Genomic DNA, 13,366 nt, shown 5'->3' on the forward strand with positions numbered 1-13,366 from the left:
ACCAAAACCCTCAGCTGAAAGCGAATACGGGAGGACCATCGTCATGGCCATCACCGACGACATCCGCAAGGCCGCCACGGACCCGACCCCGCTCTACTTCCTCGCCGGCACCGCCGACCTGGCTGTTCAGCAGGCGAAGAAGGTCCCCGGCATCGTGGAGCAGATCCGCGCCGAGGCCCCGGGGCGCATCGACACCGTGAAGAACCTCGACCCCAACGCCGTCCAGGAGAAGGCCACCGCCCGCGCCAAGGAGGCGCAGGAGACCCTTCAGGCCAAGGTGACGGAGATCCTCAGCACCCTCGACACCGACCTGAAGAAGCTCGGTGAGTCCGCCCAGGACTTCGCCCTGCGCGGTGTCGGCGTCGCCGCCGAGTACGCGGTCAAGGCCCGGGAGACGTACGAGAAGGTCGCCGAGCACGGCGAGCAGACCGTGCGGACCTGGCGCGGCGAGGCCGCCGAGGAGATCGAGGACTTCGCCATCGCGGTCGAGCCGAAGGCCGAGCCGGTCGAGGTCAAGGAAGAGGAGAAGCCCGCGGCCGACGCCGAGGACGCTCCCTCCAAGAAGAACCCCGCGAAGAAGGCCCCGGTGCGCAAGCCGGTCGCCAAGAAGACGGTTCCGCCCGCGAAGTAGCGAGCGGCGGCAACACGACTCCGCCCTACGCGGACGGGCCGGGCACTCTCTGAGTTCCCGGCCCGTTCTCCGGGTACGGTGGCCGTAGAGACGACTCGAACAGGGCGGTGGGCATTGTGCTGATGACGGCATTCGGCGGTCTGATGTGGCTGATCTTCACAGCCATGCTCGTGCTTGCCGTGGTGGCGCTGGTGTTGGCCGCGGTCGCCCGCGAGGACGCCTACCGTGCCGCCGACAAGCAGAACAAGATGTTCTGGCTGATCATCCTCGGCATCACCGTGGCCGTGAACCTGCTGGTGCCGAAGCTCTTCCTGCAGATCGCGGGCCTGATCGCCACGATCGTCTTCTTCGTCGACGTCCGCCCCGCGCTGCGCCAGGTCTCCGGCGGCGGCCGAGGCCGCCGCGGCGGAAGCAGCAGCGACGGCCCGTACGGCCCCTACAACGGCGGCCGGTAAGCCACCCCCGATCGCTCGCGAGACGGTCGGCCGGCAAGACATGGCGCGCCGCCCGAGACACGGCGGCGCGCACCCCAAGCCACGAACCACCCGCGGCCGTCCGCGCACGGGAGGGCCCGTGCCGGTGCGTCCCGAGTGGCCGTCGCTTACGTCCGGATCGAGCGACGGTTCGCGCGGGTAGCCCACGTCTGATCCGGCGCCGACGGACTGGGATGTACCCGGCACGACCCCGGCCCGCCCACCGGACCCGCCCGTGAGCGACCCCCCGCGACGGCGGAGTCTGACGCTACGGCGTCCTGTCCAGGAGCAGTACCGCCACGTCGTCCGCCAGTTCGCCGCCGTTGAGTTCGCGCGCCTCGTTCACCGCCGCGCGCAACAGCTCCTCGCCCTGGAGTCCCTGGGCGAGCTGTCGGCGGACCATCTCCACCATGCCGTCCAGGCCCAGGCGTTCGTTGCCCACGCCGGTGTGGCCCTCGACCAGGCCGTCGGTGTAGAGCATCAGGCTCCACACGGCACCCAGTTCCACCTGCATGCGCGGCCAGCGGGCGTTCGGGAGCAGGCCGAGCGCGGGGCCGTTGTTCGCGTACGGCAGCAGTTCGGCGGGCCGGCCCGGTCGGGCGATCAGCGGCGACGGGTGACCGGCGAGGCAGAGCCCGGCGCGGCGCCCGTCCGGCGCGATGTCCACGGTGCACAGCGTCGCGAAGATCTCGTCGTTCTCGCGCTCGTGCTCCAGGACCTGTTGCAGCGTGGACAGGAGTTCGTCTCCGCACAGGCCCGCGAAGGTCAGCGCGCGCCAGGCGATGCGCAGTTCCACGCCGAGCGCCGCCTCGTCGGGCCCGTGCCCGCAGACGTCACCGATCATCGCGTGCACCGTGCCGTCGGCCGTGCGCACGGTGTCGTAGAAGTCGCCGCCGAGCAACGCGCGGGAGCGGCCCGGACGGTAACGCGCGGCGAAGCGCAGCGGGGAGCCCTCCAGCAGCGGGGTCGGCAGCAGACCGCGCTCCAGACGTGCGTTCTCCTGGGCGCGCAGCTTGGACTCGGTGAGTCGCCGCTCGGCCTTGTCGGAACGTTTCCTCTCCACCGCGTACCGGATCGCGCGGCTCAGCAGCCGGCTGTCCAGCTCGTCGCGGAACAGGTAGTCCTGGGCGCCGACGCGCACCGCCTCGGTGCCGCGCTCGGCGTCGCCGGACGCGGTGAGCGCGAGGACGGCGTGGCCGGGCGCGAGCCGCAGTACGTGCTTGAGCGTCGCCAGCTCGTCGGCGCTGTCCGCGGCCCGGCCCGGCGCGGGCAGCGCGAGGTCGAGCAGGATGCAGTGGACGTCGTCGGTGAGCAGCCGCTCGGCCTCGGTGAGGTTGCGGGCGGTACGGATCCGGATCGGCTTGCCGGCCGCGTCGAGCATTTCGGGCACACCGAGCGAACCCGCCGGGTCGTCTTCGATGACCAGGAGAGTCAGGTTGGTGCTGCCGGCGATCGGGGTCGTGGTGCGGGCTTCCGGTGTTGTCCCGGCGGGGCCGCCGGTGGTGTCTCCGGATGGGCCGCCGGGTGAGAACACGGCTTGAGCCTGACCACTTTCCACGGCCGGGATCGCTCTCTGCCGCGGTACGGGTACGGGCATCGTCTGGGTTCCTTCCCTCCCCCCGAGGGCGTGGTGGCCGAAGGGTCTCGACCCACCGACGGGGACCATAGCGCCCGCCGGTGCCGCAACGGAATGGCGGACGGCGCGGCGTCCGGCGAAGGGCCACCGTCATATGCCGCATCCCGTAACGCATTTGGACAGGACGCGGTTCCGTCAGGGATGACGAAGGTCACGTCCCCGGGGTTGCGAGGACGGGGCAACCGTGCGGTGCGTCACGCGTGCCGTGGCACGCGTGACACCTCCTGCGGTTCGCGGTGCAGGGCGCCCCGTATGGCACCTTGTGTGGCGTTTCATGCGGCGACGCGTGCGGCGATTTACGCGGCGCGACGTGTGCGGCGACTTCTCCGGCGTCTTATGCGTCCGGCCGTACGACGCCGAGGATCCGCATCGAACCCGCCCCCGTGATCGTCACCGTGCGTCCGGGGCGCGGGGCGTGCACGATCGCGCCGTCCCCTATGTACATCCCGACATGGCTGGCGTCATCGAAGTAGATGATCAGGTCCCCGGGGCGCATGTCCTTGATGTCGACGTGCTTGAGCTGCTTCCACTGCTCCTGCGAGGTGCGGGGGATGGGGTGACCGGCCGCCGCCCAGGCCTGTGAGGTGAGTCCCGAGCAGTCGAACGTCCTCGGACCCTCGGCGCCCCATTCGTACGGCTTGCCGATCTGGTCGGTCGCGAACTTCACGGCCTTCTTGCCCTGCTCGGACGCGTCGCTCTTGATGTCCGCGAGGACACCGGAGCTCAGCCAGACCGACTGCGCCTGGTACGCGGCCTCCTCCTCCAGCTTCGCGAGCCGTTCCTTCTCCTTCTTCTCCAGCCGGGACTCCAGCTTCTCGGCGTCGGAGATCCGCTGCTTGATCTTCTTCTTGGCCTCGGCCCTGGCCTCGCGGTCGGCCTCCAGCTTCCGCCACTGCGCGGAGGCGTCCTTCGCGTACTGCCGCAAGTCCTGCTGGGTGCGCGCCATCTCGTCCAGCAGCCCCTTGGTGGCGTGCTCGCCCTGCCGCACCCGTCCCGCGCCGTCGAGGAACTGCTGCGGGTCGTCGCTGAGCCACAGCCGTGCCTCGGGCGGCAGCCCGCCGCCCCGGTACTGCGCCCGGGCCGCGGCACCCGCGCGGTCCTTCAACTCGTCCAGCTTCGCCTGGCCCTTGACGATCTCCTGGGCCAGGCCGACGATCTCGGCGGACTGCTTCGCGGTCTTCTCCTCGGCGGCGTTGTACGCGTCCGTGGCGACCGCCGCGTCGTGGTAGAGCTTGTCGAGCTTCTGGCGGACCGCTTCAAGGTCCTTGTTGCTCACGGGAGCCGGGGTCGCCGTGGGAGTTCTGGTCGGCGCCGGTTTCGGTGCCGGGCTCGCGTAGGCCGTCCCTGGTGACGCCAGTACCACGCAGGCACACGCGCAGGCCAGGGCCATGGCCGCCGTGGTCAGGCTCCGCTTGCCGGATCCCATTACTCCGCCCCCAAACTGATTTACCGTCAGTAACATACGGAACGCCTGGGGGATCGTGCCATGTCGGCGCGCAATGCGACAGAGCCGGGCAAGAACTCCCTTCCCCTCGCGTGCGAGGCGGGCACGAACTCCCTTCCCCCGGGCCCGCCTCGGCATGACGATCTCATTCCCCCGCCTGTGTGACGTGCGACTCACCGAGATCGTTCCCCGCAGGTCACGCACTCGCCGTCTCCCGGTCGCCTGGGCCGATGGGCTCGACGTTCCCGGGCCGTCGCAGGTGCGGCGCCGGGTCAGGTGCGGGGCGCCAACGCCTCCCAGCGCACCGTCACTTCGCCCTGGCGCCAGCGCGCGATCCCGTCCGTGACCGGCCAGTCGGCCGTCAGGTCGCGGACCGTGCGTATCCAGCGCTGCCGGGCGCCGTACGCGGCGTACGGCGCGGCTGCCGCCCAGGCGCGGTCGAAGTCGCGCAGGAAGGTGTGCACGGGCTCGCCCGGGACATTGCGGTGGATGAGAGCCTTCGGCAGCCGCTCGGCCAGGTCGGACGGACGGTCGAGCGAGCCGAGCCGGGTGGCGAAGGTGACCGTGCGCGGGCCTTCCGGGCCGAGGGCGACCCAGACGTGCCGGCGGCCGATCTCGTCACAGGTGCCCTCGACGAGCAGTCCGCCCCGGGAGCCGTGGCCCGCCGGCGCGAGCCGCCCGCAGAGCCGCCGCCAGACCTCGGCGACCTGCTCCTCGTCGTACTGGCGCAGGACGTTCGCGGCCCGGATCAGGTGCGGCCGGCCCGGCACCGGGACCTCGAAGCCGCCGTGCCGGAAGGCGAGGCCCTCGCGTTCGTACGGGCGGGCGGCGGCGACCCGGGCCGGTTCGATCTCCACACCGAAGACATGGGTGCGGGGTGCGGCGGTGCGCAGGCGGGTCAGCAGCTCGACCGCGGTCCAGGGCGCGGCGCCGTAGCCGAGGTCGACCGCCACCGGCTCCGGTGTCCTGCGGAGTTCGGCGCCGTGCACCGCCGCGATCCAGCGGTCCATGCGGCGCAGGCGGTTGGGGTTCGTCGTCCCGCGCGTCACCGTACCCACGATGGGGGTGCCCCCGCTCGAGCGAAGCCGAGAGTGGGGGAGGGACGCTGCGCGGGTTGCCATGCGTACGAGAGTAGGCGGACCCGGCGGGGACCGGGCGACCCTGTGGACAACCCGAGGCCACCCGCGGCCCGCTGTGGAAAACCGGCGGAAACCCCGGCCGGGACCCTGGGGAAACCCTCGTGCGATCCCTCCCCGGCAGGGGAGCAGACGCATCTCGCGGTCGAACGGTTGAGCGACTGGTGGTAATGATTCGGCAAAGAGGAAATGGGGCGGACACCTCCGGCGTTCCATCTCCTGGAGGGCGTGACACGTCCTCCGGCAGGCATGCCCGCAGCGAGGAGGAACGCCACGTGAGCCAGTACGTCAGCAGGCTCGGGCGTCGCTCACCGGCGGCACCCTCACGGCTCAGGCTGCACCGCAGGCCCCGTCGCGTCGCGATGCTCTCCGTGCACACCTCGCCCCTGCACCAGCCGGGCACCGGCGACGCGGGCGGGATGAACGTATACATCGTCGAACTCGCCCAGCGCCTCGCCGCGATCAACATCGAGGTCGAGATCTTCACGCGGGCCACCACAGCGGCCCTCCCGCCGACCGTCGAGCTGGCTCCGGGCGTCCTCGTCCGGCACGTCGACGCGGGCCCCTACGAAGGCCTCGCCAAGGAAGACCTCCCCGCCCAGCTGTGCGCGTTCACCCACGGAGTCATGCAGGCCTGGGCCGGTCACCGCCCCGGCTACTACGACCTCGTGCACTCGCACTACTGGCTCTCCGGCCACGTCGGCTGGCTGGCCGCCGAGCGCTGGGGCGCGCCCCTGGTGCACGCGATGCACACCATGGCCAAGGTCAAGAACGCGGCGCTGGCCGAGGGCGACACCCCCGAGCCCGCCGCCCGCGTCATCGGCGAGACCCAGATCGTGCGCGCCGCCGACCGCCTCATCGCGAACACCGCGGAGGAGGCCGACGAGCTCGTACGCCACTACGGGGCACAGGCCGGAAAGGTCGCCGTCGTCCACCCGGGCGTCAACCTCGACCGCTTCCGGCCCGCCGACGGCCGCGCCGCCGCCCGCGCCCGGCTCGGCCTCCCGCAAGACGCCCTGATCCCCCTCTTCGCCGGCCGCATACAGCCCCTGAAGGCCCCCGACGTGCTGCTCCGCGCGGTCGCCGTACTGCTCGACGAGCGCCCGGATCTGCGCCGCAGGATCGTCGTCCCCGTGGTGGGCGGCCCGAGCGGCAGTGGCCTCGCCAAGCCCGAAGGGCTCCAGAAGCTGGCCGCGCGGCTGGGCATCGCCGACGTCGTGCGGTTCCGGCCGCCCGTCGGGCAGGACCAGCTCGCGGACTGGTTCCGGGCCGCGTCCGTGCTGGTCATGCCCTCGTACAACGAGTCCTTCGGGCTGGTCGCCATCGAGGCGCAGGCGGCCGGTACGCCGGTGCTCGCGGCCGAGGTCGGCGGCCTGCCGGTGGCCGTGCGCCACCAGGAGACCGGCTTCCTCGTTCCCGGCCACCATCCCGCCGACTACGCGCGCGTGCTGCGCGAATTCGCCGACGACGAGACCCTCGTGGCCCGCATGGGTGCCGCCGCGGCACGGCACGCGGAACAGTTCGGCTGGGACACCGCGGCGGCGGCGACGGCGGACGTGTACACGGCGGCGACGCAGGACCACCGACGCCGGGTACGGGCGTCCCACGCCTGACAGCGGCCCCGGGTGTTTGTGGCCGCACCACGTCTGACCGGCGCGTCCCGCCCGAGGACGGTCACGTACGCTCGCCTCATGGCTGACGCAGCGTCGATCATCGAGCGGGTCCTCACCGAGGCCGAGCTGGAGTGGGAGAGCCCCGGGGCGGGTTCGTACGTCGTGAAACTGCCCGGCACCCGCAAGCTCTCGACGACGGTCTCGCTGATCGTCGGCAAGCACTCGCTGTCGCTGAACGCGTTCGTGATCCGCCACCCCGACGAGAACCACGAAGCGGTCCACCGCTGGCTCCTGGAGCGCAACCTCAAGCTCTACGGGGTCGCCTACGCGGTCGACTCCCTCGGTGACGTCTACCTGGTCGGCAAACTGCCGCTGACCGCCGTCACCCCGGAGGAGGTCGACCGCCTCCTCGGGTCCGTCCTCGAAGCCGCCGACGGCTCCTTCAACACGCTCCTCCAACTCGGTTTCGCCTCCGCGATCCGCAAGGAGTACGCCTGGCGGGTGTCCCGCGGCGAGTCGACGCGCAATCTGGACGCGTTCACGCATCTGACCCAGCGCCCCGCCAACTGACCGCTGTCAACCAGTAATTAGGAATTGCGCGACCCCTTCCGTGCCAGGGGCCCGCGTGGCATGCTCGCCGCCGACGCAGATCTGAACTTCGTTCACATCCATGAAGAGTCGTGAAGAGTCGCATGAGGGCCGCGTGAGGGTCGCATGAGAGCCACATGGAAGGGCGGACGGGCATGACCGACAGGAACGGGTACGCGGGGATCACCAGACGGGCCCTGATCGGCAGTGCCACGGCCGTGGCGGCCGGAGCCGTGACCGGCGCGACGGCGGCGACGGCGGCGGCATCGCCCGGGGCCACGGCGGCAGCGCCGTCACCCGCGCGAGGGACGGCCGTCGCGACCTCCGGGGGCGCCCCGGGAACGCTCGCCCGGCCGGGTGGCGAAGTCCCGTCGCTCTGGCGCGAGTTCACCCGATCCCCGTTCACCCATCCGCAGATCCCGTACGTCGGCGGGGCCGGCGCGCACCGCGGGGCGGCGCGCTTCCCCCGCCGCCCCGTCGTGGCCGACATCCGTGACCACGGCGCCGTCGCCGACGACGGAACGACGGACTGCGCGCCCGCGATCAACCGTGCCATCGCCGCTGCCGGAAGGGCCGGCGGTGGCACGGTCACCATCCCTCCCGGAACGTTCCGCATCGACGACCTGATCCACATCGGTCACTCGAACGTGGTCCTCCGGGGCGCCGGCAGCGGCCGTACGACGCTGTACGCGACCAGGAACCTCACCGAACTGATCGGTGTCTACGGATCCCGCTACGGCGGCGACAAGTCCTCCTGGTCCTGGGCCGGAGGCCTCATCTGGCTCGCCCCCACGGCCCGTTGGGACTCCCTCGTCGCCGCCATCAGGGCGAAGGCGTGGCCCTTCGAGGGCTGGACCGGCAACGGGCGCGACGCCTGGCAGACGCTCACGACCGTCGAGCCCGCACGCCAGGGATCCTGGACGATCACCGTCGCGGACGCCTCGGAACTGCGCCCCGGCACGCTGGTCCTGCTCCGGCTCGCCGACGACGCCGACCACACCCTCCTGGAGCACATGTCGGGCGGCGGACCCGGACCCGAGGCGTACTACTGGGACGACAAGACCAAACTGACCTCGTACGTGCCCTACGAGTGGCCCGTCCGCGTCGCGCGCGTGCGCGGCCGCCGGGTGACCCTCGAACGCCCCCTCCCGCTCGACGTACGCCCGGAGTGGGACCCGCGGCTGACCACGCACGTCGAGGAGCTGACGGGCTCGGGGGTGGAGGGGCTGACCCTGGAGGCGGTGGAGACACCACAGTCCCCGCACCTCCTCGACAAGGGCTACAACGGTGTCGTCCTGCAGTGCGCCTACGACTGCTGGGTGGACGACGTCACGGTCCGCCACGTCGACAACGGATTCGGCCTCGTCGCCGCCTCCGCCTGCACCCTGCGCCGTACGACGGTCGCCGGACGCGGCTCTCACCACCCGTACTTCTGCCGCGAGGGCTCGCACGACAACCTGATCGAGGACTTCACCGTCGAGGAGCGCACGGTCCCCGCGCCCGCCGGAACCCAGCTGCACGGCATCAACGTCGAGGGCCTGTCCTCGTACAACGTCTGGTCGCGCGGCGACATGCGGATGGGCACCTTCGACTCCCACCGCGGACTGCCCTTCGCGAACGTACGCACCGATATCACCGTGTACAACGACGGCCGGCACGGCGGCGACGCCTCCGCCGGGCCCCTGTTCGGCGCGCGCTTCACCCACTGGAACATCCGGGTCACCAACGGCCGGGCCGGCCTGATGAGGATCGACGGCCTCGCCCCCTACAGCGCCACCGTCGGCGTCAACGAGGTCACCGAGTTCGACCAGATCGACGTCCCCGACTTCACCGGGGACCTGCGTTCCCGACTGGAGCTGTACGGGACGACGGACGTCGTACGGCCGCGCAACCTGTACGAGGCCCAGCGGGACCACCTCTGATCACGGCGCTTCCCCCCGGGCTCACGACCGTGCGTACCGTCCCGGAGTCACGCCCACCAACCGCCGGAAATGGCGGGTGAGATGGGACTGGTCGTAGAAGCCGGTCGCGGCGGCCACCTCGCCGGGTGGCCGTCCGTCGAGGAGCAGGCGGCGGGCGCGGTCCACGCGGCGGGACATCAGGTACTGGTGCGGGGCGATGCCGAACGCGCCGCTGAACGCCCGGACCAGGTGCGCGGGATGGGCGTGCACGAGCCGTGCGGCCTCGTCGAGGGCGATCCCCTCGACGAGCCGTTCGTCGAGGAGCTCGCGCAGCCGGTGGGCGAGCGGCCGGTCGGCGCGCGAGGGCCACACGGCCGTCCGGGGGCGCAGCAGCCCGCGCAGCCGGTCCCCGATCAGCGTCAGTCTGCTGTCGGCCTCCAGCTCGTCCCCGGGGTGCGCGAGCGCCGTGTGCAGCTGACCGACCCGGCGCCGCAGCACCGGATCCGCCAGATCGGGCCCGTCCACGGCCGGCCCGATGAGGTCGTCGGCCAGCCGCGAACTGTCGAGGTAGAGGACCCGTTTGCGGAAGCCGTGCTCGGTGGCGGGCGCGCCGTTGTGCGGGATGTGCGGCGGCACCAGCGACACCGTGTCGTGCGGGGTGCCGTGCTGATGCCGGTCGAGGTCGTAGCGCACGGCGCCGTCGTCGACGATCAGCAGGGTCCAGGCCGCGTGCACGTGCATCGGGTACGCGTACTCGGTGTAGTGCGCGTGAAAAACCTCGACGACGCCCGGGACGCTCGGGCGCCACGCCGATATCTCGCGCTGGGGGGCCATGCGAAGAACGTACAAGACGAGGGCGTACGCGGGTCGGCAGTCTTTTTGCATGAGCAGCGAGAACGACATGAGCCTCCAGGACGACGCGCCCGTCCGTTTCGACACCAAGATCGCCGTCGTCCTGCGGGACGACCTGGAGCCCTGGCAGCGGCTCAATGTGACCGCCTTCCTCGTCAGCGGCCTGGGGACGGCGGTCCCCGAGGTGATCGGGGAGCCGTACGAGGATGCCGACGGGGTCTCCTGCCTTCCGATGTTCCGGCAGCCGGTGCTGGTCTTCGAGGCCTCGAAGGAGACGCTGACCGCCGCCCACGGCCGCGCACTGTCCCGCGCGCTGCCGCGAGCGGTCTTCACGTCGGACCTGTTCAGCACGGGCAACGACCGGGACAACCGCGCGGCCGTACGGGCCGTGCCGACCGGTGAACTGGACCTGGTCGGAATCGCGGTGTACGGGCCGCGGAACGCGGTGGACAAGGTGGTGAAGGGGGCACGGATGCATCCGTGAGATGCGGATGCGTCCCCGAGGGTCACCGCAGGCTGGGGTGACCCTCGGGCTGGGGTGACATCAGATCGGCGTGACCTGGGCCCGCGTGTCCCAGCCGGGCCTGCGTGATCTAGGCCGGGGTGGCTTCCGCGTGGGGCGCCGCGGCGGCCATCTCCGTCGCGGCGGGGCCGGCCTCGACCGCAGGGACAGGGCCCTGGGACGACTCCCGTACGGACTCCCGTACGGACTTCTGTGCCGACTTCCGTACGGACCTCTGTGTCGACTCCTCCGCCGGGAGCCGTCGCATGAGCAGCCCGTACCCGAGACCCGCCGCCGTGCCGACCACCGCGCACAGCCCCCAGAGCCAGACCGCGCCGAAGCGGTCGATGACGACGCCGGACATCACCGGGGCGATGAGCGCGGCGAGGGCCCAGGAGAGCGTGTACATGCCCTGGTAGCGACCGCGGCCGTGGACCGGGGAGAGGCGGACGACGAGACCGGTCTGCGTCGGGGCGTTGACGATCTCGGCGAGGGTCCACACGCAGACGGTGAGCGTGAAGACCCCGACCGACCCGGCGAAGACGGTGAGCCCGAACCCGTACCCGGCGAGCAACGACGAGAGCACCAGCAGCCGCTTGGGGTCCCGGTGCTCGATGAAACGGCCGACCGGGATCTGGAGCGCGACGATCATGACGCCGTTGACGGCCATGGCCATGCCGTAGTCCGCCGGGGTGAAACCGGCCCGGCCCATGGCCACCGGCAGTCCGACGGAGCCCTGCTGGAAGACGAGGGCGACGAGGAACGACAGCCCCACGACGCTCATGAACCGTCCGTCGCGCAGTACGGTCCCGAGTCCGACCGCGGGTTCCGTCTCCTTGGCGACCTGCACGGGCCTGGACTCCGGGAGCTTCGCGAAGACGACGAACGCGCAGACGAGGGTCATGCCGGCCTCGATGAGGAAGCCCGCGAGGTAGCTGAACTCGGCGATGAAGCCGGCGCCCATCGAGGAGACGGCGAAACCGAGGTTGATGGCCCAGTAGTTGAGCGAGAAGGCGCGGACGCGGTCCTCGGGCCGGACGATGTCGGCCATCATCGCCTGCACGGCGGGCCGGGAGGCGTTGCTGGCCATGCCGACCAGGAAGGCGACCGCGGCGATGGCCAACGGGTCGTGCATGAAGCCGAGCAGCGCGACCGAGCAGGCTGTCGACACCTGCGCGACGAGCAGGGTGGGCCGCCGGCCGAACCGGTCGGTCATCACTCCGGCGGCGAGCGAGGAGACCACGCCGCCGAGGCCGTGCAGGGACGCGACCAGACCGGCGTACGAGGCGGAGTAGCCGCGGTCGAGGGTCAGATACAGCGCCATGAAGGTGGCGACGAAGGCCCCGAGCCGGTTGATGAGTGTGCTGGTCCACAGCCACCAGAACTCGCGGGGGAGCCCTGAGACGGTCTCCCGGAGGGCACGTCTCATGACGGTGGCTGGCATGGATCCCCCACGGATGTAAGCGGCTCGGGCGGTGAGCACAACTTACGAGCGGGCTGCGTCGGAGGGCCACTCAATTAACAGATGCCGTCAACTGAAGGACGGTGAGGTGGGCGGGAGCGGCCGACCGGGGGTTGCCGTGTCCGACTGATGGCCGGGGGCGCGAGCGGTCGCGGGGTTCGATTACGCTCGGAACCATGGCCGACGCACCGTACAAGCTGATCCTCCTCCGCCACGGCGAGAGCGAATGGAACGCGAAGAACCTGTTCACCGGTTGGGTGGACGTCAACCTCAACGAGAAGGGCGAGAAGGAGGCAGTCCGCGGCGGTGAGCTGCTCAAGGACGCCGGCCTGCTGCCCGACGTGGTCCACACCTCGCTCCAGAAGCGCGCGATCCGCACCGCGCAGCTGGCCCTGGAGTCCGCGGACCGCCACTGGATCCCGGTCCACCGCAGCTGGCGCCTGAACGAGCGTCACTACGGAGCCCTCCAGGGCAAGGACAAGGCCCAGACGCTGGCCGAGTTCGGCGAGGAGCAGTTCATGCTCTGGCGCCGCTCGTACGACACCCCGCCGCCGGCGCTCGACCGCGACGCCGAGTACTCCCAGTTCGACGACGCCCGCTACGAGGCTCTGCCGCCGGAGCTGCGCCCCCAGACGGAGTGCCTCAAGGACGTCGTCGTCCGCATGCTTCCGTACTGGTTCGACGGCATCGTCCCGGACCTCCTGACCGGTCGCACGGTCCTGGTCGCGGCCCACGGCAACTCGCTGCGCGCCCTGGTCAAGCACCTCGACGGCATCTCCGACGCCGACATCGCGGGCCTGAACATCCCCACCGGCATCCCCCTCTCCTACGAGCTGGACGCCGACTTCAAGCCCCTGAACCCGGGCGGCACCTACCTCGACCCGGACGCGGCAGCGGCGGCGATCGAGGCGGTCAAGAACCAGGGCAAGAAGAAGTAACGCGGACCATAAATGGCCCCCTGCCTGCGGGTTTCTCGCAGCCAGGGGGTCATTTCTTGTACCGGGGCCGTCGCTGGGCCGTGAAAGAGAATTGGGCCGGCTGTCAAGCCTCCCCGTGAGCCTCTGGAGGTAGCGATGTGACCGGTATGCTGATGCCACCTCACCTGAACCTCCCTCGAACTCGGCGTGG

At 71.1% G+C, this 13,366-nt stretch carries 12 protein-coding genes; 7 read left to right on the forward strand and 5 right to left on the reverse strand.

Features of this window, described 5'->3' with window-relative positions; genetic code table 11:
- The first annotated feature begins 43 nt into the window (after nt 1-43).
- Together ACZ6KY_RS23630 and ACZ6KY_RS23635 are read left to right on the forward strand one after the other, a co-directional pair.
- On the forward strand, nt 44-631 hold the full coding sequence (locus tag ACZ6KY_RS23630; protein WP_469312261.1) for a hypothetical protein: 588 nt from the start codon (nt 44-46) through the stop codon (nt 629-631).
- 116 nt (nt 632-747) lie between these two features.
- A complete protein-coding gene (locus ACZ6KY_RS23635) occupies nt 748-1,086 on the forward strand; it encodes a DUF2516 family protein (protein WP_469312350.1) in 339 nt (112 codons plus the stop codon).
- 286 nt (nt 1,087-1,372) lie between these two features.
- On the opposite strand, the gene ACZ6KY_RS23640 is transcribed toward ACZ6KY_RS23635, so the two are convergent.
- From ACZ6KY_RS23640 to ACZ6KY_RS23650, 3 genes are all read right to left on the reverse strand, one after another.
- Nucleotides 1,373-2,701 carry a PP2C family protein-serine/threonine phosphatase gene (locus ACZ6KY_RS23640; protein WP_469312262.1) on the reverse strand — a complete coding sequence of 443 codons (1,329 nt, stop codon included), beginning with the start codon at nt 2,699-2,701 and terminating at the stop codon, nt 1,373-1,375.
- Nucleotides 2,702-3,074: 373 nt separating this feature from the next.
- The gene (locus ACZ6KY_RS23645) at nt 3,075-4,166 is read right to left on the reverse strand and encodes a C40 family peptidase (RefSeq protein ID WP_469312263.1); all 1,092 of its coding nucleotides are present in this window, start codon (nt 4,164-4,166) and stop codon (nt 3,075-3,077) included.
- Between the two features lie 290 nt (nt 4,167-4,456).
- Nucleotides 4,457-5,242, reverse strand: a complete 786-nt coding sequence (locus ACZ6KY_RS23650) for a class I SAM-dependent methyltransferase (RefSeq protein ID WP_469312264.1) — start codon at nt 5,240-5,242, stop codon at nt 4,457-4,459.
- 353 nt (nt 5,243-5,595) lie between these two features.
- On the opposite strand from ACZ6KY_RS23650, the gene mshA reads away from it, so the two are divergent.
- From mshA to ACZ6KY_RS23665, 3 genes are all read left to right on the forward strand, one after another.
- Nucleotides 5,596-6,933 (forward strand): D-inositol-3-phosphate glycosyltransferase, encoded by a 1,338-nt coding sequence (gene mshA / locus ACZ6KY_RS23655; RefSeq protein ID WP_469312265.1) that lies wholly within the window; start codon nt 5,596-5,598, stop codon nt 6,931-6,933.
- 78 nt (nt 6,934-7,011) lie between these two features.
- Nucleotides 7,012-7,503, forward strand: coding sequence for a type III secretion system chaperone family protein (locus tag ACZ6KY_RS23660; protein ID WP_469312266.1), 492 nt, complete (start codon nt 7,012-7,014; stop codon nt 7,501-7,503).
- Between the two features lie 173 nt (nt 7,504-7,676).
- A complete protein-coding gene (locus ACZ6KY_RS23665; RefSeq protein WP_469312267.1) occupies nt 7,677-9,443 on the forward strand; it encodes a glycosyl hydrolase family 28-related protein in 1,767 nt (588 codons plus the stop codon).
- Between the two features lie 21 nt (nt 9,444-9,464).
- Here ACZ6KY_RS23665 and ACZ6KY_RS23670 read toward each other — a convergent pair whose 3' ends face one another.
- Nucleotides 9,465-10,256 carry a helix-turn-helix transcriptional regulator gene (locus tag ACZ6KY_RS23670; RefSeq protein WP_469312268.1) on the reverse strand — a complete coding sequence of 264 codons (792 nt, stop codon included), beginning with the start codon at nt 10,254-10,256 and terminating at the stop codon, nt 9,465-9,467.
- Between the two features lie 49 nt (nt 10,257-10,305).
- Here ACZ6KY_RS23670 and ACZ6KY_RS23675 point away from each other — a divergent pair, with 49 nt between their 5' ends.
- On the forward strand, nt 10,306-10,758 hold the full coding sequence (locus ACZ6KY_RS23675; protein WP_469312269.1) for a DUF2000 family protein: 453 nt from the start codon (nt 10,306-10,308) through the stop codon (nt 10,756-10,758).
- A 109-nt stretch (nt 10,759-10,867) separates the two neighbouring features.
- Here the strand turns inward: ACZ6KY_RS23675 and ACZ6KY_RS23680 are convergent, their stop codons facing one another.
- Nucleotides 10,868-12,220, reverse strand: a complete 1,353-nt coding sequence (locus tag ACZ6KY_RS23680; RefSeq protein WP_469312270.1) for an MDR family MFS transporter — start codon at nt 12,218-12,220, stop codon at nt 10,868-10,870.
- A 194-nt stretch (nt 12,221-12,414) separates the two neighbouring features.
- Between ACZ6KY_RS23680 and ACZ6KY_RS23685 the strand changes: the two genes are divergently transcribed.
- Entirely contained in the window at nt 12,415-13,176 is a 762-nt protein-coding gene (locus tag ACZ6KY_RS23685; RefSeq protein WP_469312271.1) for a phosphoglyceromutase, read from the forward strand.
- Nucleotides 13,177-13,366: the final 190 nt, after the last annotated feature.

Source organism: Streptomyces sp. NPDC042002 (genome assembly GCF_055588305.1).

What these genes read in the sequence shown, in the direction of transcription:
- ACZ6KY_RS23630 (WP_469312261.1), top strand. Translation starts at nt 44, where the DNA reads ATGGCCATCACCGACGACATCCGCAAGGCCGCCACGGACCCGACCCCG.
- ACZ6KY_RS23640 (WP_469312262.1), bottom strand. Translation starts at nt 2,701, where the DNA reads ATGCCCGTACCCGTACCGCGGCAGAGAGCGATCCCGGCCGTGGAAAGT.
- ACZ6KY_RS23645 (WP_469312263.1), bottom strand. Translation starts at nt 4,166, where the DNA reads ATGGGATCCGGCAAGCGGAGCCTGACCACGGCGGCCATGGCCCTGGCC.
- ACZ6KY_RS23660 (WP_469312266.1), top strand. Translation starts at nt 7,012, where the DNA reads ATGGCTGACGCAGCGTCGATCATCGAGCGGGTCCTCACCGAGGCCGAG.
- ACZ6KY_RS23665 (WP_469312267.1), top strand. Translation starts at nt 7,677, where the DNA reads ATGACCGACAGGAACGGGTACGCGGGGATCACCAGACGGGCCCTGATC.
- ACZ6KY_RS23670 (WP_469312268.1), bottom strand. Translation starts at nt 10,256, where the DNA reads ATGGCCCCCCAGCGCGAGATATCGGCGTGGCGCCCGAGCGTCCCGGGC.
- ACZ6KY_RS23675 (WP_469312269.1), top strand. Translation starts at nt 10,306, where the DNA reads ATGAGCAGCGAGAACGACATGAGCCTCCAGGACGACGCGCCCGTCCGT.
- ACZ6KY_RS23680 (WP_469312270.1), bottom strand. Translation starts at nt 12,220, where the DNA reads ATGCCAGCCACCGTCATGAGACGTGCCCTCCGGGAGACCGTCTCAGGG.
- ACZ6KY_RS23685 (WP_469312271.1), top strand. Translation starts at nt 12,415, where the DNA reads ATGGCCGACGCACCGTACAAGCTGATCCTCCTCCGCCACGGCGAGAGC.